This is a genomic window from Leptolyngbya sp. GB1-A1 (assembly GCF_039962475.1).
Lineage (GTDB): Bacteria > Cyanobacteriota > Cyanobacteriia > Elainellales > Elainellaceae > Leptolyngbya_A.
This window is the reverse complement of record NZ_JAMPLI010000044.1, coordinates 16381-41711: the sequence shown is the minus strand read 5'-3', so window position 1 is coordinate 41711 and position 25331 is coordinate 16381. Positions and strand designations below refer to the sequence as shown.

Sequence of the window (25331 nt, the reverse complement as noted above, 5' to 3'; positions counted from 1 at the left end):
GAACGGTTTCGCACCATTGAGCGAGTCTTCGCTTGGGAGGATAAATTCAAGCGCTTATTGCTGCGCTTCGAGCGGATCAGCAAGTTGCACTATGCCTTGAAAACTCTGGCTTACACTCTGATCAATCTGCGGCATTTCTGCCAGGGTTAACCCATTTGTCATTCATCCCTTTTGAGGTCTCGGCAATAGAGACTCAGAGTTGTCGTGCTTTGAAGTCAGAAATATGGGCAAGAGTAGCAGGAAATCGATCCTAATCGATCGTTCTGTTCCTTTAAAAGCTCAACTTGGCCTTGCTATTCAATCTCTCCTATCAACTTTTATGCAAAACCCGCAACCAGTTATAACAAACCGCCGTAGCGATCGTTTGGGTCTGAGTATCAGATAGCGGTTGAGGGGTGTGATGAGTGTTCATTGGAGTGAACTCGGAGGGATGAGGTTACAGGGCAACGGGAATCCACAAGCCCTGCTTTGCATCAATTACCCGTTTAGATTGCGGTACAGCGCGACAGCCAATGCCTGTGGCTCGACCTGTTGATGACAGGTAAACGGTAAACATCAGCAATAGCGATTCATCTTCAAACGAGTAAGTGGGCATTGGGCAGTCCTCCTGATAAACCGCCAACATGTTCTTATACCAGTCCTTATCATCAAAGCTGGGGTCATAGGTATCGATCACTGCTTCATTGTCCTCCCACAGAACAATCCCTGCCCCTTCTCGACCGTAGATGGGCTTTTCCCACACCTGTCCTAGCTGATGAGACTTTGCCTCTTCATAGGTGCAGTAGGTTTGAGGAATGAGCGTTTTGATCCAGTGTTGGGTGTCCGGATCAAAGCGATCCGAGTGAACGCCTTCCCACAGGAATGCGAAGAAACCTTTATTTTGAATGACTTCAGACCGGATGGGCGGCACCCGATAAAGCTGATGCTCCAGCACAAGCTGCTGAAGATAGTCCCATGGTCTTGCCGCAGGAATGGTGCTAAAGTCATGGTCGCTAACCATTTCACCCGTATCTTCAACTAGCCATTCGTTGGGATAGTGAAGAAACAGGTATTGAACGACATCACCCTCCGGTGTCTTCAGGGCAACGTTTTTGGCGATGTCTGTTTCAATCACCAAGTCCTCAGTGTATAGAAATTTAGCCTTGCCGCCAAGCTGCTGGAAGTATCCTATTCTGGCATCGAACGACAGAATATCCTCATGCGCTCCAGCATACGGAAAGGAAAAGTAGACCACATCCTTCCCGTGTCGATAACTTGGGAAAGCCTTCTTAAGGTACTGAACAAAGTCCTGGGTCTGAACCTCTCCCAAGTGTTTGTTTGGACACTGATATCCAAAATGCTCGGCAATCAGCGTGTTGAACACGAATGTCTCTGCCCAGAATCCCGGTGTCGCAGCGTTCGCTTCCAGTACTTTGAAGTCGCTTAGCTGAAACTGACCTTGACTGAAAGCGATGGGATTGACAGCAATATCTAGCCGCATTTCTAAAGCGGGAGTGTTGCATGCCAGGAACTGAGGAACATAATCCTCAGGATAACCCCATTCTAAAATTTCTATATCTGTCAAATTTTGGAAAATCTGAGCGGTTGACGTGGAAAGTGCCCAAAATTCTTCAGCCGCTTTTCGGATGGCTTGACAGAAATTAGAACTGACTACCAGCGGGTCAAAGACAAGATAGGGTCGATGATCTTTGTCGCTTCCTTCGAACAAAGTTAGAACGTCAGCGGGAAGATTGGAATACGCTTCCTCAGATAAGCGATCGAAGAACTGTTTTTTTGATTGGCTACTTAGAGCATCCTGTAGTGATTTCATGTCTAACCTCCAACTCCTCTAGATCCACTACGACCAAAGCTGAGTCCTCGACTGGCACTGGTTGTTTTTCCAGCATTGACCCTGCCAACGCCCGGTGCGTCAAATGAGGCGGTGGAACGAACGGGAGTTGTATTGATCGTTGTTGAAGTGCTCCTTGAAGTTGATGTGATTACCGAATCGCCGTTCATCAACGGACTACCGGATTGATTTGTAATGACCGGGGCTTTTAGAGGAACTGTACCGCCTGTGTTCGTTTGATATCGAGGAACATTTCGTTCCACAACAACTGGATCTCCAGTTCCACTGCGGTAGAAAATGGTGGAGCTACCGGGGTTGTAGTAGTAGCCAGAAGAACCATTGTTGTTATTACAATCGTCTTGGAAGGCAGGCGTGCGCTGTTGATAATCGCAGACCTTGGCACCGTTTACTTCATACACTTGCGTATCTTTTGGAATCGAAGCTTCACATCCGCTGAGGTAAAGCGCAGTGATTAATCCAAGAGAGCCGTAAATCAGAAAGCGCAAATATTTCTTAACCATAATAGGATATACGCTAGGCTTACCTTACTATTCACCAATTTTTCGACACAGCCGGCTTAAGGGGCTAGAAGATACTCGCTTGAAGGAATTTAGGAAGCGTTCCGCACTTCAACAGGGGTAAGTTTAGACTACACCTGGAAGAGAACCAATCCCTAAAGATTATTAAAGCAAGCCAGCAGGTTGTGTCGCAAAAACCATTTATGAAGCCTGTGATGCAGTTTATCCGCTAGAGCCAGAGTTTGACGATCGGGCTGATTTATATTGTCTAATCTGGTATCTTAGTCCCAGGTATTATTCTCCTCACCCTGATGACATTGAGGCTAATAATGCGATCGTTGATCCTATCTTAAAAAGATCTTAAAAAGATATTTCGGTTAGCATTTCGATAACAGATTGAAGAAAATATCAGCCATAATGTACGCAGTCTCAGAAATTTCAGATTAATTTCAGTAGAAATTAAAACAATGATGGCTCACTTTTCTAGTCAGCAAAATATGTGACGATCGCGGTGATTAGCTTTACAGCCTTATTTCTCCTCTGGTTCATATCTCCTGTTTTATCTCAGGAATTGACAGAAGAGAAAGTATTCGGCGAAGTGTGGCAAAGTTAATGAGAATTTCCATGATGAAGATTTTAACGGTATTGGCTGGATGGTGATACAGAAAAAATATATGAGCATTGATATCTTTACGAACGCTAATCATCCCAATTAATCAATAAAGCGAACCTTAATCATTCACTTCAGCTTGCGCGCCACCAGCCAGAAAGTAAGAGCCGAGAATTCTATGAGCGCAACCAGATCAATAACGATGTGCTGGAGCATAGGTTTTAGCAACGTTTGTTTTAAGGCTGACGCTGCATAGGTTGCCGGACTCAAATATCCAATGATCTAAACAGTTTCTGGAAGACGACTGGCAGGCAATAAAACGGATCCAACAAACAGTGCCAGCTATCAGTCTCGCAATGTTAACAGCCATTGGTGTAGCATTGGTGATTCGTAGTCTCCTGTATCTTCCTCAATGGAAACGAAAGATCCACGCGACACCCAAATGGCAGATAATATTGGGCATCGCATGGATGTTTTTTCCGTTTGTTGTAGCGCTTGTGGTGTCCTGGCTAATGGGAATGACAAGCGATCTCGAAGAGATATCTGCTAAAGCAGATCGCATCTTCAACTACCAGCAACTATTTCGAGCTATGCCGGATGCCATGCTTTGGCTCAGTCGTTGTGCAGGACTTGGTTTCATCAACGGAACGATACGTCTTATTGCTTGCGCCAATAATGGGCGGTCATGAAGTGCTGCCACTGCCCGTCATCTCTCAACATATGGGAGGTCAATACCCGGTGATCATCGCTTTTGAACTCGATCACATCTTTGTACTTTCCTATTTTCTCCTCACCCGTCATGACAGGTCCATCAGAGTTGAGCGTCAGCACGGTTTCCCCTGCATCTAATTCACCCTCGTATTGCCAGAGATACGTCATCATTGAGCCGATCCAGGTGCCCACATAACGTTGCTTCTGTGGGTCGTAGCCGAGGGTCATTAGCGTTGTTGCATGACCAGTGCAAGGCATCTCGCCCTGTCCTTCTGCCAATATCCAAAGTCCACCCAGTGAGCGCACAGTTTCTGCTCCCGTTGATTTTACGGGAGGTTGATCGGGTCCTATCATCGCTTCGGTTTCATAGGTCCACTCACCGATGAGTTTCTGGAGCCACTGATGTTCTTTTTGAGGTTGAGCAGGCATAGGTGAAGTTTGTTGAGTTTGCGTAGTTTCCATTTTTTGTCTCCTTGTGATGAATGATGGAGGATTCAGATTGCAGTAAAACTGGCGTAGAAGTGCCGCGTCTCATCCATACGTCGGCTTTTGCGGATACCCAGGTGGTGAGTCTTCAAAGTCTTCCTGCCGTCCGTAGGGAGTCATATCCAGCAGGCTGTAGGCGTCGGTCAGAGATTCAACGCCACGGGCGTAAGTCGAGTAGGTGTGGAAAACATCGTTACCCAAGCGGAAGAAAACGCTGAGTCCGTGACTCTCGCCTTGCATTACATTCGGTCCATTTCGTTTCTTTAACTCCGCTTTGTCCCGATAGTTGTATTCAATAGGCGCGATGTTTTCGTCTAGCGTGACATGGAAATCGTAGTTAAAATCGCTGCCAAAGGAGGAATACCAGGGAACCGTCCATCCCTTCAGCCTCTTGTAGGCTTCCAGTTTGGGGAATGGGGCACGGGAGACCAGCACGAAGGTTGTGTCACGCTCATTCAACGTTGACAGATCACCCAAGGCATTCACGTAGCCTGTGCAACCCATACAGCCATTCTCCCATTCTGGAGCAAACATGAAGTGATAGACGATCAGTTGGGTTCGTTCCTCAAACAAATCAACGAGTTTGGTAGAACCATTTGACCCTTCAAAGGTATATTCCTTCTCAAGTTTGACCATTGGTAGTCTGCGTCGTTCTACGTTGATCCGATCGCGATGCTTGGTCAATTCTTTCTCATGTTCAAGCAATGTTTTACGAGCAGACAGCCATTCGTCTCTTCCAACGATTTCTGGATGTGCAATTGCATTTTGAATCATGCAGATCTCCATAGTGTAATGGTTGAACTCAGATCAAAAGCTATGTTGCTGTGATAGCTTACACCTATACCTTCTGGGTAGATTCAGCTTAATCGCTTGCGCTGGGTTCCATGTAAACCAGTTCCCAAATATGACCATCTAAATCTTGAAATCCATGACCATACATAAATCCATGGTCTTGCGGCTCTTTATAGGTTGTGCCACCAAAGGCGACTGCTTGACGAACCATCTCGTCTATTTTTGCTCGGCTCTGAGCCGATAGGCATACCAGCACTTCGGTACTTTGGGTAGCATCACAAATCGCATTTGGCGTGAACGTCTTGAACTTTTCATGAGTCAAGAGCATCACGAAGATGTTCTCAGAAACAATCATGCAAGTGGCCGTTTCGTCGGTAAATTCAGGATTGAATTGAAAACCGAGTTGTGTAAAAAACTCGATCGATTGCTTGAGATTTTTGACAGGTAGATTGACGAAAATTTGAGTACTCATGGTTTCTCCTGTGTAGTGTGTTGTAGGACAGTCTGTGAAACTAGAGGTGAAGGGCGGTAAGAGGGTCAAACAACCTGCTCACAGTTGACCATCCAAGGTGTACCGAACTGATCGACCAACATACCAAAGCGAACTGACCAGAAGGTTGGGGCGATCGCCATTTTCACTTTGCCGTTTTCTGCCAGAGCGTGAAAAATTCGTTCTGCTTCGGATGGTTCAGGTACACTAACCTGCACGTAGAAACCTTGAGGGGTTTCAAAATATCCGGGTGGGCAGTCAGATCCCATTAAGAGGCGATCGTCCAACTCAAGACAGGCGTGCATAATTTTGTCATGCCATTCCGGTGAGACCTCTTCTGCGGAAGGTGCTTCTTTGTGAGTCATCATCATAGTGATTTTGCCGCCGAGACATTGCTCGTAGAACTTGAACGCTGCCTCACAGTTGCCGTTGAACATCAGGTAAGGATTGAATTGCATTGATTTCTCCTTTCTTAATTGATTCTGCGTTTTGATAAGCTGATCGTTCGCGCGTGAACATCATTTGCGCGGCAGCTGATGAAGTTACTCTTGCTGTTGCGTTTCAACCTGGGCACGAATGCGGTCTTCCTGCTCCCTTAATTCGGGGGTCAGGGCTTCACCAAAATCCTCTGCTTCGAATATGGGACGGATCTCAATCTCGGATTCTCCTGGCATTGGGTTAGGGCAGCGCTTCACCCAAGCGATCGCGTCTTCAATTGAGTTCACCTGCCACAGCCAGTACCCTGCAACTAGTTCCTGCGCTGGAGTGAATGGTCCCTTAATGACAGTGCGATCCGTTCCTGAAAAGTGAACTCGCACCCCTTTTGAGCTAGGATGAAGCCCCTCACCAGCTAGCAAGATACCGGCCCTGGCTAATTCTTCGTTGTACTGTCCCATTTCAGTCAAAAGCTGTTCGCTTGGCATGATGCCAGTTTCGGAGTCTTGGGTTGCTTTGACGATGACCATGACTTTCATTGTGAAATCTCCTGTTGAGTGGTTTTAAGTTGAATTGCTAGGGGTTTGGTGTGCTGATTAGCGCAAAGCGCAACTCCGAAGGAACCGCTAACTCGCAGCGACACGCTTGAGTTCATCAATTTCGATCTTCTTCATTTGCAGCATGGCAGTTGTAACTTTTTGAGATGTTGCCGCATCGGGGTGATTGAGCAATTCAATGAGAATGCGAGGAATAATTTGCCACGAGACGCCATATTGATCTTTGAGCCAGCCGCATTGCTGTGCGGTTTCATCCCCACTTACAGACAGTTTTTGCCAGTAATCGTCCACTTCCTCCTGGGTATCGCAAGAGACCTGGAAGGAAATTGCCTCGTTAAATTTGAAGGCCGGACCTCCGTTCAGCGCTGTGAACGGCTGACCATCTAGTTCAAAGCTGACGGTCATAACGGTTCCGGCTGGTTTTCCGTGAATTTCCTGCCCTGCTTCTCCATATCGGCTGATGTGGACGATCTTGGAATTGCGAAAAATTGACGTATAAAACTGAGCGGCTGCTTCGGCTTGATCATCAAACCATAAACAGGGAGTGATTTTGGGATTGTTTTGCATGAAGGTTCTCCTTAAGTTCAAGCGGTTGAGGACGGTCATGACTGTGCTGGTAGTCCCGCAACTTCAATTACAGGACGGATTTCGACGGTACCGACTTTTGCACCTGGGATTTGGGTGGCGATCGCAATGGCTTCATCCAAATCCTGAGCATTAACGAGGAAGAATCCGCCCAATTGTTCGCGGGTTTCGGCAAACGGTCCATCTGTCACCAGTGATTTGCCGTCACGGACTTGAACACTGGTTGCGGTTGCCACAGGATGGAGTGGAGCCGTTGCCACAAATTGTCCCTTCGTATGGAGATCCTGGGCGACTTGGGCAGATTCCACGTAGCAATGCTCTCGCTCAGAGTCGCTCATGGCGGTTTCGTCCATATATATCAGCAGCAAATATTTCATTGGGTTGCCTCCTTTGTAGTTAAGTCGAATGGGAATTACTCAAATCGACATCTTGTTGAAAAACTTCTATTTAGTACAATTGAACCTTACTGCCTTTGTTACTCAGTCGAACGAGAACTCCTCAAATCGACACCTTGCTAAAAAAACTTTGTGTCTTTTTATGACAGGTATGGCTTCAACTCCAAAATCAGATGTTGCTCAAGCAATTGCCTCGATTTATCGAACTGAATGGGGACGCATTGTTGCTATCCTGATTCGGCTGCTAGGAGATTTTGATCTGGCTGAAGAAGCCGCACAGGAGGCGTTTGCAGCAGCAGTGAACCAGTGGGAAACCAGTGGTATTCCCGATCTTCCCCGTGCCTGGATCATCCGAACCGCACGGTACAAGGCGATCGATCGCCTCCGACGACGGACACGACTGACCGAAAAACTAGACTGGTACGCGGCATCAGGGTTGATTCCATCGAGCGAAGAACCAACCTACGACAGCGATGAAATTGGAGATGATCGCCTGCGATTAATCTTCACCTGCTGCCACCCGGCACTAGCGATCGAAACTCAGGTGGCATTGACCCTACGAATGCTCGGTGGACTGGAAACTGACGAAATTGCTCGCGCCTTTCTGGTTCCTACTGCAACGATGGCGCAACGACTAGTTCGTGCCAAACGCAAAATTCGAGACGCAGGCATTCCCTACAAAGTGCCTGACATAACTGATCTATATCCGAGGATAGAGGCAGTATTGGCAGTAATCTACCTCATCTTTAACGAAGGTTATGCCGCGACGAAAGGAGACTCGATGGTGCGGGCGGACCTCTGCACTGAAGCGATTCGACTGGGACAACTGGTGCGGCAATTGATGTCACCCCAACCCCCGTCTGAAGTCACAGCACTGGTGGCACTGATGTTGCTGCACGACTCGCGGCGCGATGCCCGTCTGGATGAAGCTGGCAATCTGATTCTGTTGCAAGATCAGGATCGGAGTCGTTGGAACCACCAACAAATTGCGGAGGCTTTGCCCTTGGTGGAAGAAGCCCTACGCAGTGGAACGGGAGTGTATGCCCTGCAAGCAGCGATCGCCGCCCTGCACTGCCAGGCTGGACGAGCCGAAGAAACAGATTGGGCACAAATCGTGCGGCTCTATGAGGTGTTGGAACGCCTGCAGCCTTCACCCATTGTGACCTTGAATCGAGCGGTGGCGATCGCGATGGCAGATAGTCCTCAAGCGGCGTTTGAACTGATTGATAGCCTTGCCCCAGAACTTGACAGCTATCATCTGTTTCACGCCACCCGTGCGGATTTATTACGGCGTGTCGGAGCATCAGAGGAAGCGACCCAGAGCTATAGGCGAGCACTAGAATTGGTGACAAATGACAGTGAGCGCCGCTTCCTAAAGCGTCGGTTGAGCGAAGTTCAGTCTAACATCCAATCTAATTAGAGATTTGCAACAGTTTAGATTGAGTAAAAGATATGAAAGCTGTCCACTTTCCATATCTCCTAACTGCGTTTCGGCTCGTAATTCAGAGCAACAATACCGTATTCAAATGATGTTGATTTTACTAATGTCAAATCTTGTCTACGGTCAAGTTCTCTGAAAATAGCCATTCCATTACCAATTGCAACTGAATTAATAAACAAATAAATCTCATCAATGAGTTTGTGTTGGATGAGAGCCAATACAAAGGTCGCACCGCCATAAGCAATGATATCGTTCCCCTCCTGGTTTTGGATTAACGACGCGAGCATAGAATTGGCACGCCATTGCTACCTATCCCACATTAGTTTAATGCACCACTAAAAACCGCGACTAGAAAGAGAGCTAAAAAGCTGGATCGTGCACCGTGCCAACCCAGATAGGCTGCAAGGTTTACTGGATTCGAGTAATCTGATTCATAGGGTTTCATAGTTGGAATGTGGTAATTCTCATGAAACCCTTTCCTGCTCTTCCTGTGCAAGTTTTTGTCCCGTACTGAGCTCTGAAGGAAGCTGCTGAGAACTCGTCAAACGTTGTAGAGTTTCTGATAAATCAACGCCCGTCGTTTGCCGGAACTGCTCTATAAAGGCAGTGAGTTTAGTGGCTGTCGTGCCGCCCTGAGCATCAATCACTGTCAGATTGTGCACCACGACATCCGGTACAGCCTCGGTGAGCGTTTTGAGCAAGGTTTCCAGTCGCTGAAGCAGGTAAATATCGCGGGCGTTGGGTCCAGCCGATCGCCAGGATTCTGCCAGACGGCGGGTTCCTTCAGCTCTTGCTTTCCCTTCTTCGATAATTTGGGAAGCATTCCCCTGCGCACGGGCAATCGCTTCCTTACAGCCTGCTTCTGCGAGGGCTACAACATCAGCCTGGAGTTGTTGTTCAACCTGCTTGATCCGCTCGTGCTGGACAGGCACTTCAGCCTGAATCCGCACCAGTTCTGAAGCAATTTCTGCCAGGGCTTCTGCAATTACGGCATCGCGTTTGGTAATGGCATCTTTCACTCGGCGATCGGCATCCGCTCTTGCAATCCCGGTATCACGCTCAATCCGGCTCAGTGCCGTAATTTTTTCGTTCTCAGCCGTTTGGATTGACGATTCAGATTTTGCCTTAGCTTCGGCAATCCGGGCATCGCGCAGCATATCTGCTTGTTGTTTGCGCCCGATCGAATTGAGGTAGCGCACATCATCGGAAATATTCTGGATTTGCAGCGTATCCAGCACCAGTCCCAGTTTGCCCAGATCTTCTTCAGCTTCGTCCAGCAGGCTTTTCGCAAACGCAATTTTGTCTTCGTTCACCTGCTCTGGTGTCAGGCTTGCTAATACGCCGCGCAGATTCCCTTCCAGGGTTTCCTTTGCCATTTGTTCAATCTCCTGGCGGCTCTTCCCCAGCAAACGCTCGATCGCATTATGGATCGCAGGTTCTTCCCCCGCAATTTTAATGTTTGCTACCCCTTCCACCGTCAGCGGAATGCCGCCTCTGGAGTAGGCGTTCGATACACGCAGATCAATAATCATATTGGTTAAATCCATGCGCAGCACCCGCTCTAACAGCGGAACTCGCACACTGCTGCCGCCTTTCACCAGGCGATACCCCACCTTACGACCGTCGCCAAGCTCGTGAGAACTGCCTGCAAAAATCAGCACTTCGTTGGGCTGGCAGATGTAATACAGGTTGCGAATGACGAAAAATCCGGTTCCGGTTCCCGCTCCTAAAATTGCCAGTAAAGCGACGAGTGCCTCAATCATGACTGTTCTCCGTTGTAACCCTTATGGCCCTTATGACCGTTATAACCGTTGCGATGTTTTAGCGTAGCGGCGACATCGATGCCCAAAGTTTGATCAACGCGATCGAGGAATTGACGCACAACTTCGGGATAGACGTTGATTAAGCTCGCGAGTGCCTTGCCGTCACCGTTGTCGATTACGCTCACCTGTTGCAGATTCAACCGAGTTGGAATTTTTGCCGCTTCTTGCAGCACCATCTCAATCTGCTGAATCAGAAAGACTTCTGCCGCATCGACTCCCGTTTCCTGCCACACTTTGGACAGCATATCGTTGACCAGTGCTGCTGCTTTGGCATTTTCTGCAAGCTGAGCCGCACTGCCTTTTGCCTGCAATGCTTTTGCCTGTTTCTCCGCCTCAGCAGGAAGAACCTGATCCGCTTCCAGACGTAACCGCTCCAGTTCAGCGCGAACCGTTTGAAGCTCCTGTTCCGCACGAGCACGGGCTTCCTTTTCGGCAGCTTTGGTTCGTTCTTCTTCCGATCGTGCCTGCTGCTCCAGTTCTGCCTTAATTTTGCGTAGCTCGTTCTGCTTCTGCTGAATGACTGCCAGTGCTTGGGATTTTGCCACCGCTGCCTGCTGGTGACAGTCTGCTTCAATCCGCTCTGCCTGGCTCATTGCTTCCGCTTCCGCGATTTCGGCATCTCGGACAATCTGAGAAATGCGCTTGCGTCCAATCGAGCTGAGATAGTCCACATCGTCAGCAACGCTTTGAATTTTGAGAATGTCCAGCTGCAAGCCCAGTTTTGCCAGATCCCGCGACACATCTCCAGCCATACGTTCAGCAAACTGTAGTCGATCTTCGTTGATCTGTTCCGGCGTGAGCATGGCAACAACGCCCCGCAAGTTGCCTTCCAGGGTTTCGCGCGCCACACGGGAAATTTCAGACCGATCGCGTCCCAAAAACCGCTCGATTGCATTGCCGACTACAACCGGATCGCTAGATACTTTGACATTGGCGATCGCCTGGATTCGCAGCGGAATACCGCCCTTAGAATACGCATTTTTGACTTCTACCGGAACGGGCATCGTAGTCAAGTCCATCCGTGTCACGGTTTCCAGAATGGGTATGACGATCGTGCGTCCGCCAAAAATTACCCGATAGCCAACTTCTTGCCCTTCCTTGGTTCGATGCTTACGCCCCGATAGAATTAAGATTTCGTTGGGATTGCAGATCTGCATGAAGCATTTGACAAACCAGACAAACAGAATGGCTCCCAGGATAGATAGTCCAAACAGCGGAGCCATCGACAGCAAAGAGGATGAGTCGTTTGTTCGATTCTCTCCTCCGATATTCGCCTGAGCAATTTCAACGGTTACACCTTCCGATGTCTGTGCTGCTTTGAATTGATATCTAGGTTCAGTAAATTGTTTGCTCATCACATTCTGCTATCTATTCATTAAATCGGAAAAATCGCTTCTTTTTTGATGTACTAGCACTGCTTCTAAGAAGCTGCGCTATCACTGGTTCAGTACTCGTTTAACCCTCTATCCCAGATTCTTATCCTCCTCACCTAAACTCTCTGCGGCTACAACCCACAGGCGATTCTGCTCTCTGCCAATAACCAGCACTCGGTCTCCCACGTTCAAGGATTTATCGTCACTGGTATAGGCGATCGAATCGATCAAGTTCCCTTTAATCTGTAACCGCACCTTCCCGCGACTCTCCTTGTCAAACGGTAGCTCGACCGTTCCAGTTAATCCCACTAAATCATCAGACCGAATCAGGCTATTCGATTTTTGCTGGCGTAATGCCCGCAGACTACCTGCAACGAGAGCTCCGCATAGGATGCCCATCAGGATGGAAACGATCGCTACTACCAGTGGAGCCACAGAAAAAGAAAGGTGGGATAATACCAGCCCGGTCAGCCCAAAGAAACAAATGCTGAACGTCCAAAACTTGAGGCTACTGAAGATACGGAGCGCGGAAGACCAAGAGTTTTGCTGGTAGATAGAAGCTTGCTGAGGACAATCGGCTGCATCCAACAGCTCTACATCGGGATCGAAGGGAACATCAGCATCGCCAAAATCTGCGCCGTCAATTCCACCCAGGACAGCCAGAAGTACAAATGCCCCACCGATCGCGAAACAGAGCCAGTAAACGTTCAACATGACGGACGATCAGGAAAATCATCCCCATCTTGGCACCTATTTCTGGCAGACGCTTTAATTCGGAACGATTGTTAATCTATGGCAGTCCGGGTTTAAGTAGCATTGAAACAATAAACAATGCTAAAGCTAGAACCTTGAGTTTACAGGGCTTTCAGGAGGGGTTGTGTCGCAAGAACTTGTTAAGGACAAACGATGGTATCGTCTGCATTCTCGTAACCAGCAATTCTAAAGATCGCTTCGATAAATTTTACTTGAGACATACTGTCCCCTTGTTTGATGCCGTTTACTTGTCCTTTGCAGACCATGTTCATCGCCTCGATCCCATGCAAAGTGCTTCTCGCGCTGTTGAACGTCTTAAATTCCATCATCGGTTTCACAACGCGTTTAATCGATCGATGCTCTTGCTCAATCCCATTATTCAAATATCCGCCCTGCCTTAATTTGGTCTCTTTTTCCATCGTCTCATCTGCTTTGAGAGCGTCTATTGCCACTGGGTAAGCCGCATTCTTGTCCACTGTAATCACTCGTGGAGCTTGAGTGTGCTGACTCTTGAGCACTTTGCGCAAGAACCGGGCAGCTGCCTTGCCACCCCGCTGGGCACTCAGCATAAAGTCCAGCGTGTTACCCTCTGAATCGACCGCTCGGTACAAATACTTCCACACGCCCTTGGCTTTGATATACGTCTCGTCCACCCTCCAGGAATCGTTCGTTGGCTTTAGATGCGGTCGAATCCGTTTGTTCAGCTCTGGCACATACTTCAGCACCCAACGATTGATCGTCGAATGATCCACTCCCATCCCCCGCTCCTGCATCATCTCCTCCAGGTCTCGATAGCTGGGGGAGTAACAGCAGTACCAGCGGGCATTGAGCAGGATGATTTCAGGCAGAAAGTGCTGCCACTTAAACAGAGCAGCAGTAGACATCGGAGGGCAAGGGGAGAAGTTTGAGCCTGCTCACTTTACCATTGGCTGTTTTTTGCGACACAACCCTTAGGTTCACATATAACTCATACGACATCTGGCTTGACCGACTGCTAGGGGTACAGAAGTATCAACTACCAGCGTGACCGGAGCCGATGACTCTTGTAGTGGGGACAGTTAAAGCCGACGACTGATTCCTGGAAGGTGGACGAGACGTATATCAAAATTAGGGATGTGTGGAAATATCTGTATCACGCAGTCGATTCGGAAGGTAATAGATTTTTTGTTCTCCACCCGTTACGATCGCCACTTTCCAATCATTCAGTAGCATTTAGATAAAGTCAGCTCCTGTTATCTGTATTGCATTACTGTTGTTAAGAACCGCTAGCGTTTTACCGTTCAATTCGATCGCCACATCATCATTTCGTTGCACGACCTCTAAATTGCTGAACTTCAATCCGTTCAACAACTGTAGACGATCGCGGCTATCCTGATAAGTTTGAATAATGGCAAGTCCGCCTTGTTCAATCCCAAATGTATCCTGCCCTTGCTCACCGATATAGATATTGCGACCTTTTCCGCCGATCAAACTATCATTGCCGAAACCACCGACTAGCCGATCATCACCGCCTTTGCCGCGCAGAGTATCTTTACCCTCATTACCCAGCAAAATATCACGACCTGCCTTACCGTCCAACGTATCATTATTTCTGAGTCCCTTGATCCGGTCATTACCGCCTGTTCCAGACAGCACATCTTTCGCATCTGTTCCCAGTAAGCTAATTTGCTTCGGATTAAAGCCCACTGGATCAATTGTGAACTGGCTGACAATGAACGGTTGTTGTCCAGCAATAGCATCTGGATTTGCCTGTAAATCGGCTTGAGTATAAGGATTAACCCCATAGGTTGTTACTAACAACTTTTGAGTACGCGGGTTAATCTCAAACTCCGTCCAACCATAAGTATGAGCCGCAATATACTGACCTTGGAGCAGTTGAGCATTAATGCCTGAGCCTTCCAAGCCGATCGGATCATTGCCTAATGCTGTAATTCGAGTATCCAATACTTCTCGGACGAACTGATCTTTGGCAGCGCGATCGCTCAATCCAAGATATTGAGCTTGAGACTTGCCTTGAGTTGCCAGCAGACTCGGCGGTGTAAAGGCAACGGTTGCCGTTCCAAACGGAGCAGCAAAGGTTTGATTAAACGGCGCAGGTAAGAATGGAACAGTGAGTTGAATGCCAACCGGACTAGTCATCACATCCACTACCCCCGTCGGAATTTGTGGCTGACCGAATCCTTCTTGATAAGTGACGTTGTTAACTACATTGCCATGAAAATCTCCAGTGACAAATACAACATTCTCAATGTTGTTCTGCTGAATGAAACGCAGTAAATCAGCTCGCTCTGCGGCAAATCCTTCCCAGCGTTCTCCTAAAGTTGGTATGCCAAAATTTTGAATTGGTACGCTTGACATGACGAACTTCCAGGTCGTACCGGCTTTTTGAGCAGCTAATAAATCAGCTTTAAACTGCTGTAGCTGTGCTGCTCCCAGCATGGTGCGTCCAGGCTGAAAGGCGTTTTGCAAATACTGATTGACAGCATCAGGAGAAGCCGTTTCAGCCAAAAACGGTAGCGGTGCATCGCGGAACGATCGCACATCTAGGACAAAGGACGCAGCATCTCGCCCAAATTGGTTAAAGCGATATAGCTTTTGCTCATTGGATGTTCGAGGATCTGCCGTATTGCCATAAAACTCATCACGCAATGGCTTATGGTCTTGAAAGGCGCGCAGAGCTGCATCAAATACAGGCGTGTCGTTGACAAACCCTTCTGTCGCTGTACCAAAAATGCCTTGCTTCTGAGGCGATCGCGCTGGCGTCGCTCCACCAGCAAAGTCATTGGTAATTTCGTGATCGTCCCAAGTCGCATAGGTAGGCGTTGATGCTCTCAAATCAGCCCAGAAATTGCGTCCAAAGCGATCGCTATAGATCTCAGCATGTTTGATACGAAACTGTTCTAGAGTCTTTGCCTGTGTGACTCCAGGTAAAGCTGGAGATTCGCTATCTGCTTCTAGCGTATCGCCCACCTGCATAAAAAAATCTAAGTTACGTTCATCTGCGTTGCTAATTGAAGCATAGGGACTCAGTTCACCTTGCCAATCCCCCGAAACTCCAAATCGTAACCCCTGATAAAATCGTTGTGGGGCAGGCGTTCGAAAGCGACCAACTGTTGCCTGTCCAGTCGGGTCGGTCGCGCGGTAGTAATACTGTGTAGCAGGTTCCAACCCTTTAATCTGCACTTTAACGGGAATGGCTGGATCACTCACCTGTCGTCTTGCCTTGCCGAAAATTGACTTGAAACCAGCATCAGTAGCGTATTCAAACAGGACTCTACCAGGAGTGGTGCTGCGAGTCCAAAGCACTGTGGAAGTTTGAGTTGTGTCGCCGCTAGCCACACCATTTACGAGAGTTCCAGCCATAGAGTATTGAAAAGAATTACTTCTAAGCAGGTATCGCTAACTAGTTGAAAGAAGGGAGCTGAGGCTATACGCCTAGGCAGAGAATATACTCTTTTCAACCCCAAATTCTATCTTCAATAAAGCACCAACTTAGTTTGCTTAGTCGTTGTATCACAGTTAACCTTGCCTTCCATCATTTTCTATTTGAATTTAAGATTCTGTTTACATCAGGACTTACGATCCTTCAAGCTGCTTAACAAAAAAAAGGAGCAGGGAAGATATCTTTATGAATAAAGAGGCGAGATTGAATATTCAGCTTTGATAATTTCTTTGTCAACAGCAGTTCTCCAGAATGAGAGCCAATTTACCCTTTATTACATCAGACTGTTAAGCGCGATCGGCTAGAGTTGAGAAGTTACTGGCAGTCGGTGAATGTCGCCGTTAGGCACAAGAAACACATCTGTTAGGAAGATCAGCAGGGGAACTTGCTTACCAAAGCTATTGCTTCAACTTCTTTTTCTTCGCTTATTTCTCCCCTTCGCTACTCTAATTGCCCTTGACTCTAATTGGAGTTCTGGGATTTCCCTTAATTGAGCATCATCCAGGTTGTATTGTTCACAAACAAGGCTCAGGCGAATACCTGGACTCGTCACAGGATTCACTGAATGGGTCAAATCTCCCTGGAAAAATAGCAGGGTGTTTGGTTGAGGGCGAATTTGTCCAATTTGGCGTTTGTGTGATCGCAGCACCAGTTCCCCTCCGTCTAAATCTGTGGGTACCTCGACATAAAGAACGCTGACTACAACAGGAGGGGCGATCGTTTCGCAGTAGGAGCGCAGGGAGCGATCAATGTGGGGGTCTACCCGAGACCCTAGTTCGAGTAGTAGGGGGTTGAGGTAAAAAGCATTGCACTCTTGTTGCACTACCCGATTCAGGTAGAGCTTGAGATAAGGGAAACGCTGCTTGACCTCCATTAGATGAGACCGCCGAAATACTATAGAAAACCCCTTCGTCCCTACAAAATCACGATTTAGATTATTTACGGCAAAGTATGGACAAGCTAATATTTGTCCTTGCAACTCACTCAGGTAAGTTTGAGAAAACGCTTGGGGATACTGATGATAGTAGGACAAGGGAAGAAGTTATGCTTTGAGTTGAGCCATCAACATTCTACCTACTTATCTCCCTAGATCTACTAAGCAAAGCAAACTACAATACAACACCTCAGTTAGTTACTCTTTCAGGCTCAGTCCGTGCCTAACACATTCTCTGAGGAGGACGAGATCAGGTAGTCACTTAATCTGTTTCATTAGATACAGCCGTTGCCCGCGATGGAAATGCTGCTTCAGCCAATATTTGAGGATGGGCAACCACAGAGTTTTGAGATTCAACTGCGGCAGTTGTAGAAATCGTTGGAGATTCCGGCGGCGACTTTCAAATTGAATCGGTTGAGCAAACAAGGTGGCTAACCGCTCGATGCTCACACAGCGTTCCTGTTGTAACAGGGCAACCAACATTTTCAAAGTGATGAATTGGATTGAACTCAGTTGCGCTTGCAGACAAACCTGATAAATGGAAGCAACATTTTTTGATTCTGGGGTGAGTCTTCGGATTTACCCTATTTTTTCGGCCGCAAAGCGTCTCTCTCTGCTACCAGCCTTACCTCTCTGCCTTGCTGTCACCCCATCAGGCCAGGTAGTCAAAGCGTAGATTGCTGAATCCTTCCCCACGTCCGGTTTGCTTGCGGATTCCCAACCAGGTAGTCACGCTGCCGTTATGCCAGCGGGTGCGCTGAAAGGTCTGCATCACGCGAATACCCGCACGGGGGACTTCTTCTTCGTGGAGAAAATAGGCGGCATTGACGGCTCGCCCCTCGCCCAGTAAGGCAGTTCGCGGACGAATCTTTTCAACCATCGAGGCTGGATTGCGGGCAACAATGCGCGGTAAGGCAGATCGCTGAAGCTGAATTTGCCGATTGTCTCCCGGAACCTGCACAGGGATAAAGGGAATCCAGTTTTCCGGCACCTTATTGGACATCACCGTATAGCGAACCGGGGCAGCCGCAGGGGGTGGTTCTGGTGCAGGCGTGGCGTTTAGCAGACGATCGTAAAAGCGAGCCAGATCGATCGCCGCTTCGTGACCGGGGCGACTGCGCCCATGCGGGAGGGGAACACGTGTTTCGATACCCCAAACCATGTTTGCCATTTCATCACGAATCAGCAGCACATCCTCGATCGGATCGCTTTCCTGAATTTTAGGAACTGTGGGCAGCAGCACAAACCGCATATCCGCCTGCAAATCTTCTGTGCCGCTAATTGCCATCGTATACAGATTCCATCGCTGCCAATCTTCATCGGCTCCGCGTCCGGCAGCTTCGATCCAGGTGCGCTCGCCAAAAACATTCGTGACGGCTAAACCCTTGATGCGCGTGGTTGTTCCAATCGGCAGCGTCAGCGGAAACAGAAACCAGTCGTTGGCATAGACCAAACCAAACTCCATGAGCATCAGCTTAGAGAGATCCTTTGTGCCAGGGCTGAGGTTGCCGAAGTTGGTGCGGGAGTCTTCAAACGTCCACCAGCGCGTGTTGGGCATTCCTTCAAAGCTGAGCGGAACCGGAATAAAGGATTGGGTAGGCGGGGGAATTGTCTCTGGTGCTGAGTCAGGAGCGGCCGGTTCCAGCGTGGCGCGATCGGGATCGATGTCCAGGTTATACCAGTCGAGTCGCCCGTGATAGTACTCTTCTGCCTGCATTACTGGGCGATCGGTTTCATCGGGGGCAGAGATGGCAAATTGATATTCTAAATATTCTGGCTTCCAGGCATCGCTGCCATTTGCATCTGGCTCAGGAGCGGGCTGGTAATACAGGGCTTCAAACCAGGTGACAAATCGGGTTGCCAGATCGTTCACTGCGGCATGGTCGGCGGCGGAGATGGTTGTGCCGTCGTGAGCAGATCCGCCTGCTTTGAGATGCTGGTAGAGCTGATAGCCGTCCATCGCGCGTCCAGCAACAGCGGCAACGTGCTGCCAGGCTTCGAAATCGGCACAGACGGCTGCATTGGATCGATCGCTGGGGTCAGGTAGGGCGATCGGATAACGGTCGAGAAATTCCTGCCGAAAATTGCCGATTCGCTGCATTAGTTTGAGCCACTGTCGTCCCATCAGCAAACGCAGATCGAGGGCGATAAACTGTCCCTCCCGCTCAAAGGAAATCGTGCGCCGCTCCACCTGTGCTTCCAGCGGAATGTCGGTGTTGAAGGGCTGCGTCGAATGATCGCCTGCTTGAAACGCATCGAGACGTGCAGTGCTGAGGTGAATTTTGGCAAAAACGGGTGAACCGGCATCATCGCCCTTAAACTCGCCCATTTGCCACTGCTTCGTCAGCATCCACAGCGGGTCACGCACAGCGGCTTTGAGTGCCTCGTTGAAGTCATGGGTTCGGGGTCGCCCTTCCAGCCGATTCCACAAAGTAATGGTGGGAAAGCGACGCACCCGCATTGCCTGACGGATGTCGGTAATGGTAGGTTCAGGCATTATTCTTCCCTCGTTTGAAGATTAATTCGGTCATAAACCTGATTTGCCACGGCGTAATTGAGCGCGATCGTGATCGGATTGAACGTGACCGCCGTAATCGTTGCGGGTAAAAAGCGGGCATAATCAGTGCTGGCAATCTGATCGGGTTCGATCGCCCGCCGTTTGGCAAGCTCGATCGTTTCGTGCAGCGTATCGACTAAATCTGTCCATTCCCAGCGTCCGTTAATCTGCGGCGGTGTGACCAGCAGCATCACCTGCGGCGGTTCGGCACTAGGGCGATCGAAGTGAAAGGCAACGCTGGTCGTTTCCTCGGTCGTGGGAATAATCTCTGTCCATTCATCCAGCAACAAACCGCATTGGGGCAGGGTGCGATCGAAGGGGACGGCGAAATGTGCCGTGTATAGCAGCTTATCGGTATCAAACTTCAGATCCGGCGGGTAGGGCAGAGCCAGCCAGCGATCGTCCTTTTGGTAGGGCAATTGCAGCGGATGCAGAAGCAGTTCCCGATTCACAAACGCCTCGCTCAGCATCGTTGCCGTTTCCCAGTGCTGCATCATCGATCGCACACGGGCAACGCCGTACAGCCATTCATCAACAGGGAATTCGAGGTTGAGCGTGGCGGTCAGATAGGTGAGCAGCGTGTTTTTGTCGGTGTATGCCTTCTGGAGTTCGTCTGCCTGCGCCGAACCGAGCTGAAACTCTGGAACTACCTGGAAGTCATCACCCAGCAGCAAATGCGCCGCCTCGGTAAACGCAGACTCTCGATCGCGGGCAGTGGTTACCGTGCCGTATGCGGTCAGGCGATCGCTAATTTTTGCCAACCGCGCCTCGATATCCGTAACGATATTTTGAGCATTCGTGAGCAAATCGCCGCTGAACCGTACAATTTCATCTCCATCCGGGTCAAGCTCCAGCCGCACAAAATCGAAATCTGTCAGATTGGTGCTGGTGCTTTGAAGGTCTGCTAGCAGCGTTGCCAGATTGGGCGTTGACGTTTCCCTCAGGGCAGCGAACTGATTGCGTTTAGCAATAAACTGGGCGCGTCGATCGATCACGATTGCCCGATAGTCAGCAGGATTGGCAGGCAGGGGGTCGGTGAGAACGATCGCAACCTCAGCTTCGATATTCGCCAGCAGGGCAAAGCGATCGTCGTCGGTGGTTGCAGCGGGGAGGGCATCGTATTGCGTCAGCAAGGTATCGAAGGCATCGAGCTTATCCTGCCAGCGATTCAGCAAGTCTTCAATTTTGGCAATCAGGGCGCGGTAGCGCAGGCGTTTCCAGTCCAGGGCAAAGCCATAGCCCGTTTGCGGCAAGCCAAATTGGTTTAGAGCAGCGGCAGATTCGATGAAGCGATTCAGGCGATCGTCAATGTTGCTAATCAGCGCAGTGCGGTTGGCCCTCGGGTCGCTGAGCAAAGGCGTGAGTTCGCTTATGAGAGTTCGCAGGGGCTGAACGGGATTCCCTGAAGCAGTGAGGCGATCGCGCACATGGTTGAGCCGCTCCGTCCGGTATTCGGGCAGGGGTTGAGTCTTCGAGTCGGCTTCATTGGGGAGAATTAGATCGGCAGCATTGAGCGATCGTGCCCCCAGAAGCAGCCCTCGCAGTTCAGACATCAGAGCTGCCAGTTCAAAGAAAGCGAAGCGGGGGGCAATGCGCTGGGTATAAAGAATCGTGATCGGGGTGTCGGGTCGCTTTCCGGCACTGACGGATTTCACGATCTGATCGTCCAAAGCAGTCCTTCCCTGCTCGCCATCTAGATTCAGCAAATACAGCAGATCGATCGGCTGTAGCCCCAGTTCTGCCTGCGTCACAATTTGCTGTCCAGTCATTCCGTCCGCATCGACGTAAGACACCCTCACGCCAACTCGATCGGGTGGAGGCAGCAACCGGGCTAACCAGTGGTTGATCGCTGGCTCTGCACTGGCGCGAGGCGTAACTGCCAGACCAATCGGAGAATCGGTGGGCAACAGTCCGGGTTGCAGGTGGAGTCCGACGCGATGGGTCAATCCCTTGCCGCTGCGGGGTGTTTGAACCACATCGGGAATGGGCGGCAGATCGCCACTCGCAAACGCATCCACCGAAGCCGCAGCGCGATCGTAGTTGCCCTGCACCACCTGATGAATTCCCTCGGCGATGCCCAGATCGGCGACAGCATCGTGGGTATCGAGCAAGCGACGCACTTCGGCGTTGATCGCGTTTTGCTGGGCTGGTTCTGCGGGAGGCAGCCAGTTTTTGCCAAAAGGATAGGTGGCATTGCCCGTAGACTGAATATGCTCCACCAGAGCCACGCCATCAATCACGTTACGGGCTTCGATCGCTTCGATCGATTCTTGAGTATCGGCAGCACTATCCTCGACGGGGCGGGCAGTGTCGCGAATGCGATCGGCAACTAGGGGAAAGGCTTTTCGCAGCTTAAAGATAAACTGATCGACCTCGGCTTCCTCGTAGCGATCGTGCAGCCCGCGTTCAAACTGATAGCCCAGGAGTGCAGCCAGACTTTGCCCGCTGTGCATTCCTTCAACGATCGCCATTGCCCGCCGCACCCGTTCCGAAGAAAGGTTAACAGCAAACACGCCTGGATCTTCCGGGGTGGCATTGCGAGCATAGCCGTTTCGCAGCACTGCCGCCGTCACTGCATGGTTGGGAGAAGGCGCATGGACATAGCCCAGGTTATCGGCATCTCGCACCAGGGGCACATCCCCCTCGCGGTTAAAGACTTTCGCTAACTCAGGATCTCTCAGCGATACCGGAGTTTGCGCCTTATTTTTCGGACGCACCGCTTCCAGCCAGCCAAACGCCCCCAGATACAGCCCCGATCGCGCCTGTTCTTCCTCATCCACGCCAACATAGCGCATTACGGCAAGCTGATACTGCACCAATCCTTGCAGCCAGGCATCCAGCCGGTAGGTGCAGGTATCCAGGTGTTCCACAAAGGCGCGTTCGAGCTGAGCGGTAGACAAATTCTGTAATCGCTCCAGGGCAAGGATCTGTTCCTGCAAGCGGGCAGCATCATCGGCGGTAGACAGGATAGAGGTAATGTAGTCTGCGACGGTTTGACCTGCGGGACGGTCAGGAATATTCGCAATGTTGTCATAGAGAAGCTTGTAGCGGCTTTCGCTGCTTTCCGTTCCGGCTGCGATGTGGATAAAATTGGCTTCGCGGCGAATCTGCTGGAGTTGAGGCTGCGATAGATTGCCCGCCGTGAGGTTCAGCCGCAGGGCAGTGTCGTAATAGCCAAGCGTCAGCGCGTGTTTCAGCATCAGGTACAGCAGCGATGTAGGCTTTTCGTCTAATCCGGCTTGCTGACGAATCGTTTCGAGCGACGTGCGGGCAGCATCGATGAGCCACTGAATGTAGTTGCGTTTATCAGCGGTGTAGGCACGAATTCCTTCTGTTTCAGAAAGCGGCAGATCGTGGATCAGGTTCTCTGGATTGACCGCGTAGGGTTTGGCGAAAAAATACTTGTCCAGCAAATCGGGACGACCCAATCGATCGGGGTCATAGCCGTGGTCGCGCAGAATTTGGGTTCCCTGCATGAGTAGCGATAGCGTGACCAAAAGCTGATCGAGCCAGCCCTGCAAGTTGAAGGTGTTGATTACCTGCGCCAGGCTTTCCGCATACCGCTGGTCAAACTCAACCGACGTGGGATGCAGACCCAGCACATCCAGCAAAATCTGATGCGGATCGCCCGATTTGCCTACATAAGACACGCGATCGCGCAATGTGCCCCACACGCCATAGGCCCGCATCAGCACTTCGTAGAGCTTGGCAAGTCCTGGTGAGCCGCTGCTGCCAACACTCGCAAATAACGCCGCGCTGAAGCCTTCCTGCCGCGACCAGTTCATCCGGCTATAAACCGTAGCAGGCAAAATGCCATAGGGCTGCTGACCCATCCGAATCGCGCTTAGCATTCCCCGTCCGCTGACAAACCGCGTGAAAAACTGCCGCACAAATTCGATCGATCGATCGTCAAACACCTGCGCCAGCATCGTATCCATAAAGTAGCCCAGGGTTGCCGGAAACAAAGCCAGATTCATTGCCTGAGCATCGCGCACATCAGTCTGGTTTGCCCCCTGCACCTGCTGAAGCAAGGTTAGATCAATCCCTAGCAGCTCTGCCCACCACTGGCCATCGGCGCGATCGTACCAGTCGTCATTTCGCTCAAATAATCGTTTACTTTTGGTGAGGGTCTCATAGCTCGCATCCGCGTCCGCTGTGCTGGAAAAGCCAGACCCTTGCTCATCGGTATTGTTCGTCGGAGTGCCCTGCCGAATCAAACTGAGACCGCCCCGGCTGTAGTGATGGCTTCGCAATAGCTGCTCAAAAATTTGCTTGCTGTTTGTTTCGTCCGAGCTGAGCCGCACCCCCAGCACCAGCAGCTTATCAAAGCCCGCTGCATATTGCGCCTGGCTCAAGTTGACCCGAAATCCCATGCCAACCCGCACCGCTTCCTCAAAGTCCACCATCCAGCGCATTGCAGAACTGACGGCAATATCGTCTCCTTCCTGGCGAATCTGGTCGTCCTCGGCTGCCAGCGGGTCGGGTCCAACAATCAGCGGCGAGGGAATCGGGTTGCCCAGAGCTTGCAGCGTCAGGCTGTTGCCGCTGTAGCCCATGAGAACCAGGCGATCGGGCAACACAGAAACCTGCGGGGCACGCGACCAGGCGCGGCGTTTGGTCTGGGTGGCTTCGTCAGATTCAAAGGCGATCGTTGTGACGATCACGGCGGTTTCAGCGCGATCAGGAGAACCTGCGGGCGGCGGATCGTCCAGGTTAAAGGGGCGATAGTCTTTGAGAATGCGCTGTGCCTGCTCCTCGCCGACCGCTTCAGCCAGAAAATTTTGGGCATTTCTCAGCGCAACCGCATCATCATGGGCACGCCAGACCCGTTCCCAAAAGATGGCAGTTTGTTCAGCCATGCTCCCCGTCAGCGGCTCCCCGGTCGGAATCACTAGGACGATCGTTTGGTCATCGCGTTCGGGAATCTGATCCTCGTTGAGGGGACGGTAGTTTTCCACAATCCACAGTGCCCGCCCAGAACCATGACTGCCCACCAAATTGCGCCATGCTGCCCGCCGCAGCGTTTCATCCTTGCCTGCCCGCCAGACCTGCGCCCAATAGCGACGCGCATTGCGAACTTCGGTTTTGCTGAGGGCGGCTTCAAAGGTATCCACCGCGCAATCATCTGGGAAGACCCGCACCCAAAGCTGATACTGAACGCCCGTCCCGCTTTGCACCTGCTTGAAGCGAGTTTCGATTCGCAAAGGCAGCAGCAGTACCGGATATAGGTCGCTGAGCTGCTCCACCCGTTCGCGGGGGTCGCTGAGGACGGCAAACCGATCGAGGGTAGCTTGCAGCGTGGCATCGGTGGTAGCAACCTGTTCGCCGAGGCGATCGATCTGGCGCACGGTCTGGTCGTGCAGCGTTTGCAGTCGTTTTTGCTCGGCGCGATCGGCTTCTCGATCGGGGTCAAAGGTGCGGTCGAGCTGTGCCTGCTGGGTTTCGATTTGTTTTCGCTTCTCTTCGGTGAGGAAGAGGGACTGTTTATCCTGCTCAAGCTGCCGCCGCGACTGCTGCAACTGGCTCCTAAACATTGGAAACTCGGATACCATAGGACGACCTCGCTCAAGCAAAATAATAAGGATGAATCAGGGTGAAGAT

Annotated in this window: 21 protein-coding genes and 1 pseudogene; 3 read left to right on the top strand and 19 right to left on the bottom strand. The window is 50.4% G+C overall.

Annotated elements, in window-relative coordinates; translation table 11 throughout:
• Positions 1–436: 436 nt before the first annotated feature.
• Both NDI45_RS24995 and NDI45_RS24990 read right to left on the bottom strand, forming a co-directional pair.
• The gene (locus NDI45_RS24995) at positions 437–1810 is read right to left on the bottom strand and encodes a glutathionylspermidine synthase family protein (RefSeq protein WP_190794876.1); all 1374 of its coding nucleotides are present in this window, start codon (positions 1808–1810) and stop codon (positions 437–439) included.
• A gap of 2 nt (positions 1811–1812) precedes the next feature.
• Positions 1813–2349 (bottom strand): phage tailspike protein, encoded by a 537-nt coding sequence (locus NDI45_RS24990; RefSeq protein WP_190794877.1) that lies wholly within the window; start codon positions 2347–2349, stop codon positions 1813–1815.
• Positions 2350–3312: 963 nt separating this feature from the next.
• On the opposite strand from NDI45_RS24990, the gene NDI45_RS24985 reads away from it, so the two are divergent.
• The gene (locus tag NDI45_RS24985) at positions 3313–3645 is read left to right on the top strand and encodes a hypothetical protein (RefSeq protein ID WP_348249294.1); all 333 of its coding nucleotides are present in this window, start codon (positions 3313–3315) and stop codon (positions 3643–3645) included.
• Here the strand turns inward: NDI45_RS24985 and NDI45_RS24980 are convergent.
• The 7 genes from NDI45_RS24980 to NDI45_RS24950 all read right to left on the bottom strand — a co-directional run bounded on the left by NDI45_RS24980 (position 3614) and on the right by NDI45_RS24950 (position 7389).
• Positions 3614–4129 carry a DUF1579 domain-containing protein gene (locus tag NDI45_RS24980; RefSeq protein ID WP_348249293.1) on the bottom strand — a complete coding sequence of 172 codons (516 nt, stop codon included), beginning with the start codon at positions 4127–4129 and terminating at the stop codon, positions 3614–3616. The two genes, NDI45_RS24985 and NDI45_RS24980, sit on opposite strands and share 32 nt — an antisense overlap.
• A gap of 69 nt (positions 4130–4198) precedes the next feature.
• A complete protein-coding gene (locus NDI45_RS24975; protein WP_190789747.1) occupies positions 4199–4927 on the bottom strand; it encodes a DUF899 domain-containing protein in 729 nt (242 codons plus the stop codon).
• 88 nt (positions 4928–5015) lie between these two features.
• Entirely contained in the window at positions 5016–5417 is a 402-nt protein-coding gene (locus tag NDI45_RS24970; protein WP_190789748.1) for a VOC family protein, read from the bottom strand.
• A 65-nt stretch (positions 5418–5482) separates the two neighbouring features.
• Positions 5483–5893, bottom strand: coding sequence for a VOC family protein (locus tag NDI45_RS24965; protein WP_190789749.1), 411 nt, complete (start codon positions 5891–5893; stop codon positions 5483–5485).
• Positions 5894–5977: 84 nt separating this feature from the next.
• Positions 5978–6409 carry a YciI family protein gene (locus NDI45_RS24960; RefSeq protein WP_348249292.1) on the bottom strand — a complete coding sequence of 144 codons (432 nt, stop codon included), beginning with the start codon at positions 6407–6409 and terminating at the stop codon, positions 5978–5980.
• Between the two features lie 87 nt (positions 6410–6496).
• Positions 6497–6994 carry a VOC family protein gene (locus NDI45_RS24955; RefSeq protein ID WP_190789751.1) on the bottom strand — a complete coding sequence of 166 codons (498 nt, stop codon included), beginning with the start codon at positions 6992–6994 and terminating at the stop codon, positions 6497–6499.
• A gap of 35 nt (positions 6995–7029) precedes the next feature.
• The gene (locus tag NDI45_RS24950; RefSeq protein ID WP_190789752.1) at positions 7030–7389 is read right to left on the bottom strand and encodes a YciI family protein; all 360 of its coding nucleotides are present in this window, start codon (positions 7387–7389) and stop codon (positions 7030–7032) included.
• A 160-nt stretch (positions 7390–7549) separates the two neighbouring features.
• Between NDI45_RS24950 and NDI45_RS24945 the strand changes: the two genes are divergently transcribed.
• Positions 7550–8827, top strand: a complete 1278-nt coding sequence (locus NDI45_RS24945; protein ID WP_190789753.1) for an RNA polymerase sigma factor — start codon at positions 7550–7552, stop codon at positions 8825–8827.
• 59 nt (positions 8828–8886) lie between these two features.
• On the opposite strand, the gene NDI45_RS24940 is transcribed toward NDI45_RS24945, so the two are convergent.
• From NDI45_RS24940 to NDI45_RS24920, 5 genes are all read right to left on the bottom strand, one after another.
• Positions 8887–9135 (bottom strand): dihydrofolate reductase family protein, encoded by a 249-nt coding sequence (locus NDI45_RS24940; protein ID WP_348249291.1) that lies wholly within the window; start codon positions 9133–9135, stop codon positions 8887–8889.
• A gap of 177 nt (positions 9136–9312) precedes the next feature.
• Positions 9313–10611 carry an SPFH domain-containing protein gene (locus NDI45_RS24935; RefSeq protein ID WP_348249290.1) on the bottom strand — a complete coding sequence of 433 codons (1299 nt, stop codon included), beginning with the start codon at positions 10609–10611 and terminating at the stop codon, positions 9313–9315.
• A complete protein-coding gene (locus tag NDI45_RS24930; RefSeq protein WP_190789939.1) occupies positions 10608–12026 on the bottom strand; it encodes an SPFH domain-containing protein in 1419 nt (472 codons plus the stop codon). Before NDI45_RS24930 ends, NDI45_RS24935 begins: the two co-directional genes overlap by 4 nt.
• 108 nt (positions 12027–12134) lie before the next feature.
• Complete coding sequence (locus tag NDI45_RS24925; RefSeq protein ID WP_348249289.1) at positions 12135–12758, bottom strand: NfeD family protein; 624 nt, start codon at positions 12756–12758, stop codon at positions 12135–12137.
• A gap of 179 nt (positions 12759–12937) precedes the next feature.
• Positions 12938–13681, bottom strand: a complete 744-nt coding sequence (locus NDI45_RS24920; RefSeq protein ID WP_348249288.1) for an IS6 family transposase — start codon at positions 13679–13681, stop codon at positions 12938–12940.
• A gap of 174 nt (positions 13682–13855) precedes the next feature.
• On the opposite strand from NDI45_RS24920, the pseudogene NDI45_RS24915 reads away from it, so the two are divergent.
• A pseudogene (locus NDI45_RS24915) lies at positions 13856–13954 on the top strand (DDE-type integrase/transposase/recombinase); the annotation flags it as partial.
• 55 nt (positions 13955–14009) lie between these two features.
• Here NDI45_RS24915 and NDI45_RS24910 read toward each other — a convergent pair.
• The 5 genes from NDI45_RS24910 to NDI45_RS24890 form a co-directional block, all read right to left on the bottom strand.
• The gene (locus NDI45_RS24910; RefSeq protein WP_348249287.1) at positions 14010–16160 is read right to left on the bottom strand and encodes an alkaline phosphatase D family protein; all 2151 of its coding nucleotides are present in this window, start codon (positions 16158–16160) and stop codon (positions 14010–14012) included.
• A 485-nt stretch (positions 16161–16645) separates the two neighbouring features.
• On the bottom strand, positions 16646–17272 hold the full coding sequence (locus NDI45_RS24905; protein WP_190791481.1) for a 2OG-Fe(II) oxygenase: 627 nt from the start codon (positions 17270–17272) through the stop codon (positions 16646–16648).
• Positions 17273–17431: 159 nt separating this feature from the next.
• Positions 17432–17656 carry a hypothetical protein gene (locus tag NDI45_RS24900; RefSeq protein ID WP_348249286.1) on the bottom strand — a complete coding sequence of 75 codons (225 nt, stop codon included), beginning with the start codon at positions 17654–17656 and terminating at the stop codon, positions 17432–17434.
• A 169-nt stretch (positions 17657–17825) separates the two neighbouring features.
• Positions 17826–19670: a hypothetical protein gene (locus NDI45_RS24895; RefSeq protein WP_348249285.1), complete on the bottom strand. Its 1845-nt coding sequence runs from the start codon at positions 19668–19670 to the stop codon at positions 17826–17828.
• Positions 19670–25282, bottom strand: coding sequence for a hypothetical protein (locus tag NDI45_RS24890; protein ID WP_348249284.1), 5613 nt, complete (start codon positions 25280–25282; stop codon positions 19670–19672). The genes NDI45_RS24895 and NDI45_RS24890 overlap by 1 nt, the downstream gene beginning before the upstream one ends.
• Between the last annotated feature and the right edge of the window lie 49 nt (positions 25283–25331).